General features: G+C 70.3%; 20 protein-coding genes. 10 read left to right on the top strand and 10 right to left on the bottom strand.

Going from position 1 to position 14,074, the window contains the following annotated elements:
• Positions 1–196 precede the first annotated feature (196 nt).
• Positions 197–535, top strand: coding sequence for a GCG_CRPN prefix-to-repeats domain-containing protein (locus ASG52_RS12060; protein WP_082552508.1), 339 nt, complete (start codon positions 197–199; stop codon positions 533–535).
• Between the two features lie 115 nt (positions 536–650).
• Complete coding sequence (locus tag ASG52_RS12055; RefSeq protein ID WP_056243268.1) at positions 651–1,526, top strand: 4-(cytidine 5'-diphospho)-2-C-methyl-D-erythritol kinase; 876 nt, start codon at positions 651–653, stop codon at positions 1,524–1,526.
• A 184-nt stretch (positions 1,527–1,710) separates the two neighbouring features.
• On the opposite strand, the gene ASG52_RS27855 is transcribed toward ASG52_RS12055, so the two are convergent.
• The 4 genes from ASG52_RS27855 to ASG52_RS12040 all read right to left on the bottom strand — a co-directional run bounded on the left by ASG52_RS27855 (position 1,711) and on the right by ASG52_RS12040 (position 4,046).
• Positions 1,711–1,887 carry a hypothetical protein gene (locus tag ASG52_RS27855; protein WP_200945600.1) on the bottom strand — a complete coding sequence of 59 codons (177 nt, stop codon included), beginning with the start codon at positions 1,885–1,887 and terminating at the stop codon, positions 1,711–1,713.
• 178 nt (positions 1,888–2,065) lie between these two features.
• Positions 2,066–2,539 carry a hypothetical protein gene (locus ASG52_RS12050; protein ID WP_056243265.1) on the bottom strand — a complete coding sequence of 158 codons (474 nt, stop codon included), beginning with the start codon at positions 2,537–2,539 and terminating at the stop codon, positions 2,066–2,068.
• The gene (locus ASG52_RS12045; protein ID WP_056243263.1) at positions 2,526–2,894 is read right to left on the bottom strand and encodes a rod-binding protein; all 369 of its coding nucleotides are present in this window, start codon (positions 2,892–2,894) and stop codon (positions 2,526–2,528) included. The genes ASG52_RS12050 and ASG52_RS12045 overlap by 14 nt, the downstream gene beginning before the upstream one ends.
• 24 nt (positions 2,895–2,918) lie before the next feature.
• Positions 2,919–4,046, bottom strand: coding sequence for a flagellar basal body P-ring protein FlgI (locus ASG52_RS12040; protein WP_056243340.1), 1,128 nt, complete (start codon positions 4,044–4,046; stop codon positions 2,919–2,921).
• A gap of 230 nt (positions 4,047–4,276) precedes the next feature.
• Between ASG52_RS12040 and ASG52_RS12035 the strand changes: the two genes are divergently transcribed.
• Complete coding sequence (locus ASG52_RS12035) at positions 4,277–4,711, top strand: flagellar assembly protein FliX (RefSeq protein ID WP_056243262.1); 435 nt, start codon at positions 4,277–4,279, stop codon at positions 4,709–4,711.
• A gap of 21 nt (positions 4,712–4,732) precedes the next feature.
• On the opposite strand, the gene ASG52_RS12030 is transcribed toward ASG52_RS12035, so the two are convergent.
• Positions 4,733–5,050, bottom strand: a complete 318-nt coding sequence (locus tag ASG52_RS12030) for a GCG_CRPN prefix-to-repeats domain-containing protein (protein ID WP_056243260.1) — start codon at positions 5,048–5,050, stop codon at positions 4,733–4,735.
• Positions 5,051–5,253: 203 nt separating this feature from the next.
• On the opposite strand from ASG52_RS12030, the gene ASG52_RS12025 reads away from it, so the two are divergent.
• The 3 genes from ASG52_RS12025 (at position 5,254) to dksA (ending at position 8,217) form a co-directional block, all read left to right on the top strand.
• Positions 5,254–6,627 carry an MBOAT family O-acyltransferase gene (locus ASG52_RS12025; protein ID WP_056243258.1) on the top strand — a complete coding sequence of 458 codons (1,374 nt, stop codon included), beginning with the start codon at positions 5,254–5,256 and terminating at the stop codon, positions 6,625–6,627.
• 2 nt (positions 6,628–6,629) lie between these two features.
• On the top strand, positions 6,630–7,661 hold the full coding sequence (locus tag ASG52_RS12020; RefSeq protein ID WP_056243256.1) for a hypothetical protein: 1,032 nt from the start codon (positions 6,630–6,632) through the stop codon (positions 7,659–7,661).
• A gap of 136 nt (positions 7,662–7,797) precedes the next feature.
• Positions 7,798–8,217 (top strand): RNA polymerase-binding protein DksA, encoded by a 420-nt coding sequence (gene dksA / locus ASG52_RS12015; RefSeq protein WP_056243255.1) that lies wholly within the window; start codon positions 7,798–7,800, stop codon positions 8,215–8,217.
• Positions 8,218–8,295: 78 nt separating this feature from the next.
• On the opposite strand, the gene ASG52_RS12010 is transcribed toward dksA, so the two are convergent.
• Positions 8,296–8,610 carry a porin gene (locus tag ASG52_RS12010; RefSeq protein WP_056243338.1) on the bottom strand — a complete coding sequence of 105 codons (315 nt, stop codon included), beginning with the start codon at positions 8,608–8,610 and terminating at the stop codon, positions 8,296–8,298.
• Positions 8,611–8,856: 246 nt separating this feature from the next.
• Positions 8,857–9,246, bottom strand: a complete 390-nt coding sequence (locus ASG52_RS28760; protein ID WP_502691052.1) for a SlyX family protein — start codon at positions 9,244–9,246, stop codon at positions 8,857–8,859.
• A gap of 261 nt (positions 9,247–9,507) precedes the next feature.
• Here ASG52_RS28760 and ASG52_RS12000 point away from each other — a divergent pair, with 261 nt between their 5' ends.
• The 3 genes from ASG52_RS12000 to ASG52_RS11990 all read left to right on the top strand — a co-directional run bounded on the left by ASG52_RS12000 (position 9,508) and on the right by ASG52_RS11990 (position 12,300).
• Entirely contained in the window at positions 9,508–10,095 is a 588-nt protein-coding gene (locus ASG52_RS12000; protein WP_056243251.1) for a PilZ domain-containing protein, read from the top strand.
• 239 nt (positions 10,096–10,334) lie between these two features.
• Positions 10,335–11,915, top strand: coding sequence for a threonine ammonia-lyase, biosynthetic (gene ilvA, locus ASG52_RS11995; RefSeq protein WP_056243250.1), 1,581 nt, complete (start codon positions 10,335–10,337; stop codon positions 11,913–11,915).
• A gap of 52 nt (positions 11,916–11,967) precedes the next feature.
• Positions 11,968–12,300: a hypothetical protein gene (locus ASG52_RS11990; RefSeq protein WP_056243248.1), complete on the top strand. Its 333-nt coding sequence runs from the start codon at positions 11,968–11,970 to the stop codon at positions 12,298–12,300.
• A 17-nt stretch (positions 12,301–12,317) separates the two neighbouring features.
• Here the strand turns inward: ASG52_RS11990 and ASG52_RS11985 are convergent, their stop codons facing one another.
• Both ASG52_RS11985 and ASG52_RS11980 read right to left on the bottom strand, forming a co-directional pair.
• Entirely contained in the window at positions 12,318–12,587 is a 270-nt protein-coding gene (locus ASG52_RS11985) for a hypothetical protein (RefSeq protein ID WP_056243336.1), read from the bottom strand.
• A gap of 194 nt (positions 12,588–12,781) precedes the next feature.
• Positions 12,782–13,000, bottom strand: coding sequence for a hypothetical protein (locus tag ASG52_RS11980; protein WP_056243247.1), 219 nt, complete (start codon positions 12,998–13,000; stop codon positions 12,782–12,784).
• A 314-nt stretch (positions 13,001–13,314) separates the two neighbouring features.
• On the opposite strand from ASG52_RS11980, the gene ASG52_RS11975 reads away from it, so the two are divergent.
• The gene (locus ASG52_RS11975) at positions 13,315–13,659 is read left to right on the top strand and encodes a VanZ family protein (RefSeq protein ID WP_056243244.1); all 345 of its coding nucleotides are present in this window, start codon (positions 13,315–13,317) and stop codon (positions 13,657–13,659) included.
• A 37-nt stretch (positions 13,660–13,696) separates the two neighbouring features.
• Here ASG52_RS11975 and ASG52_RS11970 read toward each other — a convergent pair.
• On the bottom strand, positions 13,697–14,074 hold a 378-nt coding region (locus tag ASG52_RS11970; protein ID WP_162249997.1), incomplete at its 5' end, for a UDP binding domain-containing protein.

Raw genomic sequence — 14,074 nt, 5'->3', positions numbered from 1 at the left:
GGTTGGACATGGGCCGGCCTCACGAGTATTTGTCTCAAGTCATTCCTGTCTGACACACAACAGAAACAATCCGGCTTGGCCATATTCTGCTGTAAATCCCTGTTCCAAAAGGTATATTAAATTTTCGTAATGCGGCAACGATGGCTTCGTTGTTGTCGTTCTTCGGGCATCCACTCGAGACCGAAGGAGGACAATCGTGCGATTGAAGATCGCTGCCGCTACCCTTCTCACCCTCGGCACCGTTGCCGGGACGGCGGGCACCGCCGAGGCCCGTGATGGGTGCGGGCCCGGATTCCACCGCGGCTGGTCGGGCTGGTGCAAGCCGAACTGGCGACCCTACGCCTACCGCCCCGTCATCTACGCCCGTCCGGTCGTCTATCGCAGCTATGGCTACGGCTGGCGCCGCCCCTGGGGCTACCGCCATGTCGGCTTCGGCCGTCCGTGGGGTTACCGTCACGTCGGCTACGCGCGCCCGTGGGGCTATCGCCACGTCGGCTGGCGCGGCGGTTACGGCGGCTGGCATCACCGCTGGTGAGCGAGCGGCGTCGGCGCGGATGCGTCCGCGCCGACGCCCTCCCCGGAGGACGGCTTGCCCGAGGCGCCCCGCGCTCGTAAGGCAGGCCCGTCCTTTCCCGTCTGCCTGAGAGCCCGTGTCCCGTCTCACCACCCGCGCTCCGGCCAAGATCAACCTGACCTTGCACGTGCTCGGGCGCCGACCCGAAGACGGCTACCATGTGCTCGAAAGCCTCGTGGCGTTCGCCGAGGTCGCCGATAGGCTGACGCTCGATCCCGGCCCCGATCTCGCGCTCAGCGTCGCGGGTCCGACCGCCGGACCGGCGGGCCCCCTCGACGACAACCTCGTCCTGCGCGCCGCCCGCCACCTCGCCGCGGGCGTGCCCGGCCTGGAAGCCGGCGCCTTCCATCTTCACAAGGAACTCCCGGTCGCGGCCGGGATCGGCGGCGGCTCGTCGGACGCCGCGGCCGCGCTCCGCCTGCTCGCCGAACGGAACGGGCTGTCCCTCGATCATCCGGCCGTCGTCGCGGCGGCGCGGGCGACGGGGGCCGACGTGCCGGTCTGCCTCGATCCGCGGGCACGGATGATGCGCGGTGCGGGCGAGGCGGTCGGCCCGGCCCTCGGGTTCGCGGCTCTGCCCGCGGTGCTGGTCAATCCCGGCGTGCCGGTCTCGACCGCGCCGGTGTTTAAGGCGCTGGGCCTCGCCGTCGGCCAGACGTTGGAGGGTGCCGAGCATCCCAGCCTCGGCGCCGGCCTCGACGCTGAGGGCCTGCTCGCCGCGATCCGGCCGGCCCGCAACGATCTCGAACCGCCGGCCCTCACCCTCGCCCCGGTCATCGGCGCGGCGCTGACGCTGCTGCGGGCGCAGGGCGGATGCCGGCTCGCCCGGATGTCGGGCTCGGGTGCGACGGTGTTCGCGCTGTTCACGGACGCGCCCGCCGCCGAGGCGGCGGCGGGCGCGGTGCGAGCGGCGCAGCCGGACTGGTGGGTCGAGGCGACACGGCTCGCTTGAGGGGGTTGCTCCCCAGCGATCCCATCAAACGCCCTCATCTTGAGGCGCTGCGAAGCAGCTTCGAAGGAGGGCTCCAGCGGATCGCGCGATCCCTGGAGCCCTCCTTCGAGGCTTCGCTACGCTTCGCACCTCAGGATGAGGGAGCTCGGTAGGATGTTCCTCGAAGGGACGACGCGGCCCGTCCTCAGTGATCCGTCCCCGGCCGGTTCGGGCGGGGCGCCTCTCCGTGGGCCTGAGTGAAGCTCGAACGCTGCGAGTCACCCTTCGATTGCGCCACCCGGCCGCGCTGCCAGATGGCGAAGGCCGCGACGGCCACGATGGTGAAGATGGCGAGTAGCGGAATCAGCACATCGTTCGACATGGCCGGCACCTCCGATGATTGATTTCGGTGGCAAGCAACGGCGGAGATGAAAGTTCCGGAAGCTTGAGCGCTGCCACGGCCCGTTCAATGTTCAGATTTCGCCCGGCCGCGCAGCGCGCCATCACGACTTAACGCGCCTCATCCTGTCGTTGTTGTCGCACCTCAGCAGCGCCGAGCCTCATAGGTTGCGCGACAGCACCAGCGGCCCGCTGTTCGCTCCTGGCCTGCCATAGGGCGACGGGGAGTGCGAGGGGCGACCGTAGACGGTGGCGTTGCGGGTCTTGCCGACCTCCTCGGCCAGCGCCTTGATCAGCCCCTCGGAGACCGAGCGGGCGGTGGCGAGCACCTGCTGGTTCACCTCCAGCACGGCGGCGAAGCGTTTCTGGGCGGCCTTCAGCGCCTCCAGCCCCTCGGGGGCGAAGCGGGCCAGCGCGATGGCGTTGGCCTTGGCCGCCTCCAGCCCGGTCATGTAGGCGGCGGCCAACGCGGTCTTGGCCGGCGTGCCCGTCATCGCCTCACCGATGCGGCCCGCGCGCACGCCCTCGCTCTCGCGGGCGAGCACCGCTTCGAGATCGCGCATCACGGTCAGCAGGCCCTGCACGAAGGCCTGCGCCCCGGCGCGGTCGCTCAGACGGGTGTCATTTGCCGCCACGGCCGGCCTCCTGCATCCGCATCATCTCGGAATAGACCTGATTGCTTATTCCGACGCCGCCGCTCTTCACGATCGCGTTCGCGTATTCCTTGGTCAGCATCGAGCGCCACACGCCGCCGCCCGAACCGTTCTCGCCGAGCGGACCTTCCGTGCCCTCGCTCTGGGTCATCCGCTCCAGACTGTCTTCGAGGAACATCTTTTCGAACTCGTCGGCGGTCTTGCGCGCCTTGGCCGAGGCTTGGGTCGAGGCTTGGGCGGTGTCCATCGTGTTCGTGTCGGTCTTCGACAGCGATTGCAGCAGATTCTTGCCGACGCCGGCGGCGGCGGAGGCCGCGAAGGTCGCGAGAGGCAGCATGTCGGGTCTCCTACCTTAGCAGAATCACATCAGCTCGATGTCGGCCTGGAGCGCGCCCGCCGTCTTGATCGCTTGCAGGATCGAGATCAGGTCGCGCGGGCCGACACCGAGCGCATTGAGGCCGTCCACCAGTTCGCGGAGCGTCACGCCCTCCTTGACCAGGGCGAGCTTGTTGCCGTCGCCCGTATCGACCTTGACGCCGGTGCGCGGCACGATCGCGGTCTGGCCGTTCGAGAGCGGGCCGGGCTGGCTCACCATCGGCTGCTCGGTGATCGTCACCGTGAGGTTGCCCTGCGCGATGGCGACCGTGGAGACGCGCACGTCGCGGCCCATCACGATGATGCCGGAGCGCTCGTCCACGACGACGCGGGCGGTCTGGTCGGGCTCGACCTTGAGCTGCTCCACCTCGGTGATGAGGCGGATCATGTTGCCGCGGTACTTGGGCGGGATCTGCAGCGTGATGGTCGCCGGGTCGGTGGGCTCGGCGGTGTCGGCGCCCATGAAGTCGTTGATGGCCGCCGCGATCCGCTTCGACGTCGTGAAGTCGGGGTTGCGCAGCGACAGCCGGAGCGAGCGCGCCTCGTTCAGCTTGAACGCCATCTCGCGCTCGATCAGCGCGCCGTTGGAGATGCGCCCGTTGGTCGGCACGCCGCGGGTGATCTTGGCCGCCTCGCCTTCCGCGGCGAAGCCCGCGATGGCGACCGAGCCTTGGGCGAGCGCGTAGACCTCGCCGTCGGCACCGAGCAGCGGCGTCACCAGCAGCGTGCCGCCCTGGAGCGACTTGGCGTCGCCCAGCGAGGACACGGTGACGTCGATATGCGTGCCCTGGGTCGAGAACGGGGGGAGGTTCGCCGTCACCATCACGGCGGCGAGGTTCTGCGTGCGCATGGTGGCGCCCCGCGTGTTGACGCCGAGCCGCTCCAGCATCGCCTGGAGCGATTGCTTGGTGAACGGGATGTTGTTGAGCGTGTCGCCGGTGCCGTTGAGGCCGACCACGATCCCGTAGCCGACGAGCTGGTTCGACCGAACGCCCTCGATCGAGGCGAGATCCTTGACCCGCGACAGCGCGAAGGCCGGGCCGGGCAGCACCGCGAGCCAGCAGGCCAGGACGGCCAGGAGGCGGAACGGGAGGGAGCGCTGGGGCAGCGGCATCGGCGGGGCTTCGACCGGATCGGGCGTCATGCCACTGTCCAGTGCCAGGGCCGTGCCAACTGGGATCTATGACTAAGTTATTGATCGGTATGGAAAATGGTGGCGGCGTGCCCGTCCGGGCCGCATCCGCCGCCGGGCGCATTCCTGCCGGGGCGGCAGCTTCTGCCGAGACGTTTACCCGCGCTTAACCATGGGGGCCGTTTCTCGTAGGCCTCTTGAGAGGCCGGACCATGCGCGTCGATCCCCGCTTTGCCGCCGCCGCCGCGGGTGCCCTCGCGGGCCCGCGCCGCGCCGCCTCGCCGGGTGCCTTCTCGGCCGGCGAAGCCGAACAGCCGCGGGCGAGCACGGCGGGCGCGGCGCAGACCGGCATGCTCGCCGGCCTCGACGCGATCCTGACGCTCCAGGGGCAGGAGAGCGCCGACACGCCCCAAGAACGCCGCCGCCGCTCGGTGCAGCGCGGGCACGACCTCCTGGACGGGCTCGACCGGCTGAAGGCCGCGCTGATCGGCGGACGGGTGGCGCCCGCCGACCTGCGCGCCATCGCCGGGCGTCTGGCCGAGCGGATGTCCGAGAGCGGCGACCCGCGCCTCGACGGGCTCGTCGCCGAGATCGAACTCAGGGCCGCGGTCGAACTCGCCAAGCTGGAGGCGGCGCGCGGCGTCTGAGCCGCCCCGGCCCTAACGATCTCAATAGAACGGGCGCGGCGGCCTGTAGAACGGCCGCGGGCCGTAGCCGTAGGGCCGATAGACCGGCCGCGGGCGATAATAGCCGTAGGGCCCGCCGTAGACCGGCCGGCCCCAATAGGGCCGCGGGCCGTAGAGGTTCGGGCGGCAGATGCCCCAGGGATTGGGATGGAAGCCGGGGCCGCAGCCGCCGGCCACGCGCTCCACCGGATTCGTCGCGCCGAGCGGTGCGGGGCTGAACGGCGCGGCCTGCGCGCCGCCGATCCATCCGAGGCTGCCGGCGACCACCGCAGCCCATGCGAACGCCTTCGCGTGCGTCATCGTACGATCCTCTCCGTTCGGGCCGGGTGGCCCGGTTGCAGAGGTAGGGTTAGGTCGGCCGAGGTGAACCGTGGCTGACCCGATCGCGGCGGTTTCCGGGCCTCCGGCCCCGGCGTTGACGCCCTCGCCGCGATCCCCGACAAGGCCCGCGCGTGAGCGGACGGCACCGGTCTCGCCAGCCAGGACGAGCCTGCCCGCGCGCGATGCTGTTCAATTCCTTCGTCTTCCTGCTGGCGTTCCTGCCGATCGCCCTGGTGCTGCACGCGGGCGTCGAGCGCTATCGGCCCGCTTGGCGCCTGCCGCTGCTCGTCTGGCTCTCCCTCGTGTTCTACGGCTGGTGGGACTGGCGCTTCCTGCCGCTGCTCGTCGCCTCGATCGGGCTCAACTGGTTGATCGCCCGCGCCCTGCCGCGCCGGGCCCACAGTTGGCTGTTTCCGGCGGCGCTCGCAGGCAACCTCGTGGTGCTGGCCGCCTTCAAGTATCTCGGCTTCCTCGCCGACCTCGCGAACCTGATCCCGGGCGCAAGCCTGCCGCACGTCGATCTCGTGCTGCCGCTCGGCATCTCGTTCTTCACCTTCCACCACATCATGTACCTGACCGACCTGCGCGCGGGCCGTGCTCCGGCGCTCGGACTGACCAAGTACGCCCTCTACATCGCCTTCTTCCCGCAGGTTCTCGCCGGCCCGCTCGTGCGCTGGAGCGAGATCGTCCACCAGTTCGACGAGCGCCCCTATAGGCGGCCGGATGCCGCCGAACGGATCGGGCGCGGGCTGGTGCTGCTCGTCGTCGGCCTCGCCAAGAAGGTGTTTCTGGGCGATCCGCTGGCGGCCTACGTCAACCCGGTGTTCCAGGCCGCCGCCGCGGGCCAGGCGGTCACCGCGGCCGAGGCGTGGCAGGCGACGCTCGGCTTCACCTTCCAGATCTACTTCGACTTCTCCGGCTACACCGACATGGCGCTCGGCATCGCGCTGCTGTTCGGCATCGTGCTGCCGCAGAACTTCGACGTGCCCTACCGCGCCACGTCCCTGCGCGACTTCTGGCGGCGCTGGCACATGACGCTGTCGCGGTTCCTGCGCGACTACCTCTACATCCCGCTGGGCGGGAACCGGCGCGGCCTCGCGATGCAGGTCGGTGCCCTGTTCGTCACGATGACGCTCGGCGGGCTCTGGCACGGGGCGGGGCTCACCTTCGTCGCCTGGGGCGCCGCCCACGGGCTCGGCCTCGGCGCGGGCGTGCTGTGGCGCCGCTCAGGCCGACGGATGCCGGCGCCGCTCGGCTGGGCGCTGACCGCCGCCTTCGTGGTGCTGACCTGGGTGCTTTTTCGCGCGTCGACCTTCGAGGCGGCGCTGACGATCTACAAGGGGCTGTTCGGCCTTGCCGCGCCGGGGGCAGGCTTCAAGTGGCGCACGATCCTGTTCGCCGCCCTGGTCGCCATCGTCGGCCCGAGCGCCTGGGCCGTCATCCACCGCCTGCCGCCGAGCCGTCCGCTCGCCGTGGCCTGCGCCGTCCTGTTCGTCGTCATCCTCCTCAAGATCGGGGACGACGCGAACTACGAGTTCATCTACTTCCAGTTCTGATCATGATCGCAGGCGCATCCCATCGCGGTACCGGGCGGGCGTGGGCGGGGTTCGCGCGGCTGTTCGTCGGCACGGCGGCGGGCCTCTTCCTCGGTTATCTGGCGCTCGCCGCCCTCGTCGATCCCTACGACAGCGGGCGCTCCCCCCTCCTGTCGGCGGGCGCCGTGCGTCAGCAGGGCCCGCGCACGGCCGCCGCTTGGCGCGGGCGCGATCCCGCTTTCGCCGGCGCCGTCCTCGGCAACTCGCACATCCAGCTCGTCGAGCCCGCCCGCCTCACCGCGGCGACCGGCATCCCGTTCGTGCAGCTCTCGGTGCCGGCGACCGGGCCGGGGGAGCAAATCGCCCTGCTGGGCTGGTTCCTGCGCCACCATCCCCGGCCCGACGCCCTGGTCCTGTCGATCGACGACCTGTGGTGCAGCGACGATCCGGCGCTGCCCAACGAGAAGCCGTTCCCGTTCTGGCTCTACAGCCCGGACGCCCTGCCCTACCTGCGCGGGCTCCTGCGCTGGCCGGTCGCCCAGGAGGTCGTCGGCCGCCTCGGCTGGCTCGCCGGCCCGCGCCGCAGGACCGCGCGGCCCGACGGCTTCTGGGATTACGGGCCCGACTACGCGCATCTCGACCCCGACCGGCTGCACGCGTCGCGCGAGACGCCGGTGCCGGAGGCCGCCGATCCCGGCCGGGCTGGGCCCGACTTTCCCGCCGCCGACAGGCTCGGCGCATTGCTGGCCGGCGTACCGCCGCAGACTCCGGTGGTGATGGTGTTCCCGCCGGTCTACGCCTCCGCCCTTCCGCGGGCGGGGAGCCCGCGTGCCCGGGCCGAGGCCGCCTGCCGCGCGGCGATGCGCGCCGCCCTGGCGCGCCATCCCCGGAGCGATGTTGTCGATGGGCGCCGGGACCGGGCGGCCCTGCACGATCCGGTCCTGTTCTTCGACCGCACCCATTACCGCCACGACCTCGCCCGCGCGCTCGCCGACGAGATCGCCGCATCGCTGAACGGCCTGCGGTCGCGCACTTCGTACGCTCCCGGACCGTGACGTGTTTGCCGCAATGCCGCGGGCAATTCACGCGATGGGGTGCAGGGCAGCATCCGCGCGTTGTGGAGCCCGCCCGGCTCGATTATAGCCCTGCCCGAGATCGCCGCTGACCGGCAGGGAGCGCGAGGGCTTAACGATGGCGAAGGTCACGATCGAGGACGGCTACAGGCCCTCCGACGACGAGCCCTTCATGAACGAGCGGCAGCGGGAATATTTCCGGCGCAAGCTGCTCTCGTGGAAGAGCGAGATCCTGCGCGAGGCGCAGGGTACCCTCAGCGCGCTCCAGAGCGAGAACGAGAACCATCCCGATCTCGCCGACCGCGCCTCCTCGGAGACCGATCGCTCGATCGAACTCCGCGCCCGCGACCGTCAGCGCAAGCTGACGAGCAAGATCGACTCGGCGCTGGCCCGCCTGGAGGACGGCTCCTACGGCTTCTGCGAGGAGACCGGCGAGCCGATCTCCCTCAAGCGCCTCGACGCCCGCCCCATCGCCACCCTGTCGCTCGAAGCGCAGGAGCGCCACGAGCGCCGCGAGCGGGTCTACCGCGACGACTAGAGCATCGGCCCGAAAGGGTGGGGACCGGCTTTCGGAAAAAAGCCGATGCGGCACAACTAGCTGGAGCGCTGCGCCGGCTCAGCGATGGCCGGCCTCGAGCCGCAGGAACGAGCGCACCGGCCCGAGATCGGTGTCGGAGCGCGTATCGACCGAGAACCGGCCGCGCATCGGCCCAGCAGTGCCATGCGTTCCCGCATCGATCCCCGCCGCCACCCGCCCCGACACGCGCAGGCAGGTGGAGGTGCCGGGAATGCGCGCGAAGCCCGCACCCTGCTCGGGACACGCCTCCATCGGCGCCTCGGAGGGCAGCGGCACCCGCTCCAGGCTGAACGCCACGCTTGGCCCCAGCGCGAGGCAGAGGCCTGCGATCACCCGCTGCACCGATCGCTTCATGGCCGGGATTCCTCGCGACGCGTTGTCCGCAGCATAGAGCATCGGCCCGAAAGGTGGTCGCCGGCTTTCGGAAAAAGCCGACGCGCAGCAGCCGAATGCCGTCGCATCCCCCCTCCCCCTCATCCTGAGGTGGCGACGCGAAGCGTCGCCCTCGAAGGAGGTCTCCAGAAGTCGCGCGATCCCCGGAGCCCTCCTTCGAGGCCGCTTCGCGGCACCTCGGGATGAGAGGGGGGTGGGACCGGCCGGTCAATAATGCGGCGGCGGCGGTTCCGGGGCGCCGCTGGCGCCGCGGAAGGCGGTGTCCTCGAGCTGTTCCTGCACCCGCGCCAGTTGGCGGGTGAGGCGGTCGATCACTTTCCATTGCGCCATGATCGCGGCGTTCAGGTCCTCGATCACCGCCTCCTGCTCGGTGAGGCGGATTTCGAGGCGCGCGAGGCGGTCGGGCTCGGACGGCGTATCGCTCATCCGCCGACCATGCCCACCGCGTGCGAGCGCTGACAAGGGCCGGCTTCCGGCCGCTGCGACGGCATGCCCTCCCGGCGGGCACCCCATGCATTCCACGCATCGTGACAGATGGTTGCGGCCAAAATCGATCGAACGTAACCCTGCCGACAGTTGTGTCGTCGTCTCGTCCACGCGCCGGGCGTCGTCTCAGGCATCTTGCCAGAAGTATCTTTTTTTGATGATCGCCCTGATCGGACGAAAGCCGATTTCGCGGTCGCGTTCTCGGTCAGGATCGAAATCGCTTGCTTTGCCGCGCGAACCCAGCGGCGGCGAGAACGGCGCGGTGTCCTATCCCTCCGTAAGCTTAAGAAAATTTACGGAAAACTGCCCGCATCCGGTCCGTTTTCCGTTCAGGTCGCGGCGTCATGGTCCGGGGGCCACGATGCCGGACCCATGACGACCATCCCGCCCGCCAGCCCGCCCGCCGACCGCCATGCGCTGATCCTCCCGGCCCTCTGCGGGAGCCGGCAGCATTCGGATTTCTACGCGGTCACCGAGGACATCACGGCGCAGGGCATCGGCTTCCGATCATCGGTGGTGCCGGAGATCGACGCGCGGATCACCTGCAGCATCAGCTTCGTCGGCACGATCGAGACGCGGGTGGTCGCCAACGGACCGAGCAGCTTCGGCGTGCGCCTGTCGGTGCCGCGGGAGCGGGCCGTCGAGATCGCCCGGACCTTGGTGGAACTCGCCCGCGGGCAGGACCACCAGCTCGGTGCGGTGCGCCGCCACAAGCGGATCACGCCCCGGCGCCGGGACGTGCTCGTCACCCTCGGCGACGGCGGCGTCGTGCCGGGCCGGATCGTCAACGTCTCGGCCTCGGGCGCCGCCGTGTTCCTGGCCCGCCCGGTTCCGCTCGGGGCGAGCGTCACCCTCGGCTTGACCGCGGGGCGGGTGGTGCGCCTGTTCACCGACTGCATCGGCGTAGCCTTCGACGACGCCCTCGACCCGGCGCGGCTCGATTCCGACATCAGATTGTGAGACCGACCGACGAGGATCGGATCATCGTCGGTCGCCTCCGCGACGGCGGGGCGGCGGTCCTGTTTCAAGCAGCCTGGTATGAGTCGCGGGCCCTCGCCTCCCGCGGCGCAAAGGTCTAAACGAACGCGATTCCCGCATCGCGTTCCGAGGCCTCTCTTCGCAAGTCGGACCCGGTCGCGCGAAGCGTGTGGGCCGGAGAATCGTCTCCGGTCCGTCCGAAGCGGCCGGATGCCTGCCCCGTGACCGATTACATCAAGAAAATCCTCTCCGCCCGCGTCTACGACGTGGCGATCGAGAGCCCGCTCGATCCGATGCCGCGGCTGACCAAGCGGCTGGAGCGGCCGGTGCTGCTGAAGCGTGAAGACCTCCAGCCGGTCTTCTCGTTCAAGCTGCGCGGCGCCTACAACAAGATGACCTCGCTGTCGCCCGATCAGCTCGCCCGCGGCGTCATCTGCGCGTCGGCCGGCAACCACGCGCAGGGCGTGGCGCTGGCGGCGGCCAAGCTCGGGGTGCGGGCGGTGATCGTGATGCCGCGCACCACGCCCGCCATCAAGGTCGATGCCTGCCGCGCGCGCGGTGCCGAGGTGGTGCTGCACGGCGACGCCTTCGACGAGGCGCTGGCCGAGGCGCGCCGCCTTGAGGCACAGTGGGGCCTCACCTTCCTGCACCCGTTCGACGATGCCGAGGTGATCGCCGGCCAGGGCACCATCGGCATGGAAATCCTGCACCAGCACAGCGCCCCGATCGAGGCGATCTTCGTGCCGATCGGCGGCGGCGGCCTCGCCGCGGGCATCGCCTCGTACGTCAAGTACCTGCGGCCCGAGACCAAGGTGATCGGCGTGGAGCCGGACGACGCCGCCTGCATGAAGGCGGCGATCGAGGCGGGGGATCGCGTGACGCTGCCCACCGTCGGCCTGTTCGCCGACGGCGTCGCTGTGCGCCAAGCCGGCGAGGAAACGTTCCGGATCTGCCGTGAGCTTTTGGACGATGTGATCACCGTCGATACCGACGCGATGTGCGCCGCGGTGAAGGACGTGTTCGACGACACCCGCGCGGTCTCCGAGCCGTCGGGCGCGCTCAGTCTCGCCGGTGCCAAGGCCTGGGCGGCGCAAAACCCCGGCGCCGGCACGCTGGTGGCGATCTCGTCGGGCGCCAACCTCAACTTCGACCGCCTGCGCCACATCGCCGAGCGGGCCGAGATCGGCGAGCAGCGCGAGGTGCTGCTCGGCGTCACCATCCCGGAGCGGGCGGGCGCCTACCGCGCCTTCATCACGGCGCTGGGGCCCCGCGCCATCACCGAGTTCAACTACCGCTACGCAAGGGGCTCCGACGCGCGCATCTTTGTCGGCATCAACCTGCCCGGCGGCGGCGCGGAGAAGCGCGACCTCGTCGCCACGCTGGAGCGGGGCGGCTATTCCGTGACCGACATGAGCGACAACGAGATGGCCAAGGTCCATGTCCGTTACATGGTCGGCGGCCGGGCCACCGGGCTCGCCGACGAGCGGCTCTACCGCTTCCAGTTCCCTGAGCGGCCGGGCGCGCTGATGAAGTTCCTCGATGCGCTCGGCGACGGCTTCAACATCAGCCTGTTCCACTACCGCAACCACGGCGCCGATTACGGCCGGGTGCTTGCCGGCATCGAGGTGCCGGCCTCCGAGCGCGCCCGGTTCGACGCGGCCCTGGACGCCCTGGGCTATCCCTGCTTCGACGAGACCGACAACCCGGCCTACCGGCTGTTCCTCGACCAGGGGAGCGGGAAGCCGTCAACGCTCGTCGACCGTGTCGTCGGCGCGCTATCGTTACGGGCAAGCGCACGTTAACCTTGTCGGTGTCGGCAGGCCGCCGGCCGTGACGGAACGGAGCGCGCGACCGATGCGACCCCTCCTCTGCCTGCTCGCCTTGATGCTTCCCGGCGCCGCGTTCGCGGAGCCGCAAGCCGTCCCGCGCGAGCGCGCCGCGACCCGGCCGCTCCTGGACGAGCGCTTCACCGAGGCCGCACAAAAGCAGGCCGAGGAATCGGCGGCGCGCCAGGGCGCGTTCGACCGGCGCATCGCCGAGCGCGGCGCGCGCGCCGCCCGCTCGATCTGCAACGGCTGCGGCGGCGTCGACGGCGCCCCGGTCGGGCGCGTCACCCCGCCGGGCCTGCGGCCCGAGCGCGCCGAGGCCGGCCTGCCGCGCGATCCGGCCCAAGCCCCTTTGGACTGACGCCTCTGGATTTGGCGTCAGGCCGCCGTGGCGGGCTTGGAGCGGAACAGGGCGGCGCAGCCCGCGTCGCGGTGCATGCTCAGGATCGAGGCGCGGTCGATCTCGGGGTTGGCGGAAAGCACCCGGCGCACGTCCTCGACCAAGAGCGTGTAGCGCTCGGCGTCGTAGTTCTTCTCCAGCGGGCTCACGGCGATGTAGGCTTCGACCACGAGCACCCGCTCGGCCCGCTCGCGCGTGACGTCGACGGCGATCCAGGCGGCTTTGACGAGGCGGTTGGCGGCAAGCATGGGACGACCCTCCGATGCCGCCGTGTGCTCCGACGGCTTGTCGGCGACGATCATGGACCCGCTTACGGGCCGTGCCAAGTTGTCGGGTAAGTTGTCGGGCCGGCTTATGCAGTGCAATCGGCTGCGCCGCCGGGGCTTCCCGTCCGCCCGGCGCGGATGCGATCCGGCCGGGCGGGCTTTTTGCGTCTCGAACTTCACATCGCCGGATTGTCGGCCACCAGCCGCAGCATGCCGAAGCCGCCCAGCCGCGGCCATTCGGGCGTCGTCTGAGCGTCCGCCGACGCCTCGGCCTCGCGCTCCTTGGTGGTGCGTCGCGCGATCCAGCGCACGACCTTGTTGCCGTCGTAGCGGCCGGCCTTGCGGTTCTCGCGGCGCTGGAGCCAGCGCGGCACGTCCTCGCTTTCCCGGATCATGTCTGTCTCCCCCTCAGAAGCTCCGCCCCGGATCAATGGGTCTTCCATCGCTGGCGCCGTGGCGGCGTGATCGACAAGGAGCAGGAGGCATCGAGATCAGGGGGAGTCGCATCCTCCAAATTGGGGATATCCGGCAAAAATCGACCTCAGGTTTCAGGCGCAACCCGAGGCGGAATGCCGAGAGGCGCGGTGCGGCGCCGCTTTGCGGATTCTCGCGGCAGGAGCGGTGGCACAGACCCTGGAAGAAAAACCGCTCGGCAGGGCTGCCGATTCGCCGCTTGACCGTACCGCGGCGGCTGCGCCACGAGGGAACGATGTTGACCCTCGTTCGCTTGGCGGCTTGGATCGTCGCCGCAATCCTCGTCTTCGTGACGCTCTCGCCGATCGAGGCGAGGCCGGTCGTCGCCTCGCCGCATCTGGAGCGGGCGGCGGCCTACGCCCTGTTCGGATTCCTGCTCGCCCTGTCCTATCCCCGCCATTGGCGACTGGTGGTGGTGGCGAGCGTCGCCATGGCCGGCCTGCTCGAACTCGCGCAGGGACTCACGGCGAGCCGGCACGGGCGGCTGTTCGATTTCTCGGTGAAGGGCACGGCGGCCGTGTTGGGTGTCGTGGCCGCGCAGGTGCTCTACACGCTGCTCGCCCGCCGCACCGCCCGCTGAAGGCCCGTCCCGATGTAGGCCGGGACGGGTGGTGGGCTCAGGCGTCGACCTTCGTGGTGCCGATTCCGGTATACTGGAAGCCGTGCTTCTCGGCCTCGGCCGGGGAATAGACGTTGCGCAGATCGACCAGCACGGGGGCGTTCATCAGCTCCTTCAGACGCGGCAGGTCGAGCGCGCGGAACTGGCGCCATTCCGTCACCAGGACCAGAACGTCCGCCCCCGTGGCGCAGGCATAGGCGTCCTCGGCGTAGCTTACGCCCTGCAGCATGGGTTTCGCCTGCTCGATCCCCTCTGGATCGTAGGCCACCACCTTGGCCCCGCCGTCCTGAAGGCCGGAGATGATCGACAGCGAGGGCGCATCGCGCATGTCGTCGGTGTCCGGCTTGAACGTCAGGCCGAGCAGGGCCACCGTCTT

Source organism: Methylobacterium sp. Leaf456 (assembly GCF_001425465.1).
In the GTDB taxonomy this organism is placed as follows: Bacteria; Pseudomonadota; Alphaproteobacteria; order Rhizobiales; family Beijerinckiaceae; genus Methylobacterium.
Note: the sequence above shows the minus strand (reverse complement) of the source record. Positions and strands in the feature narration are given on the sequence as shown.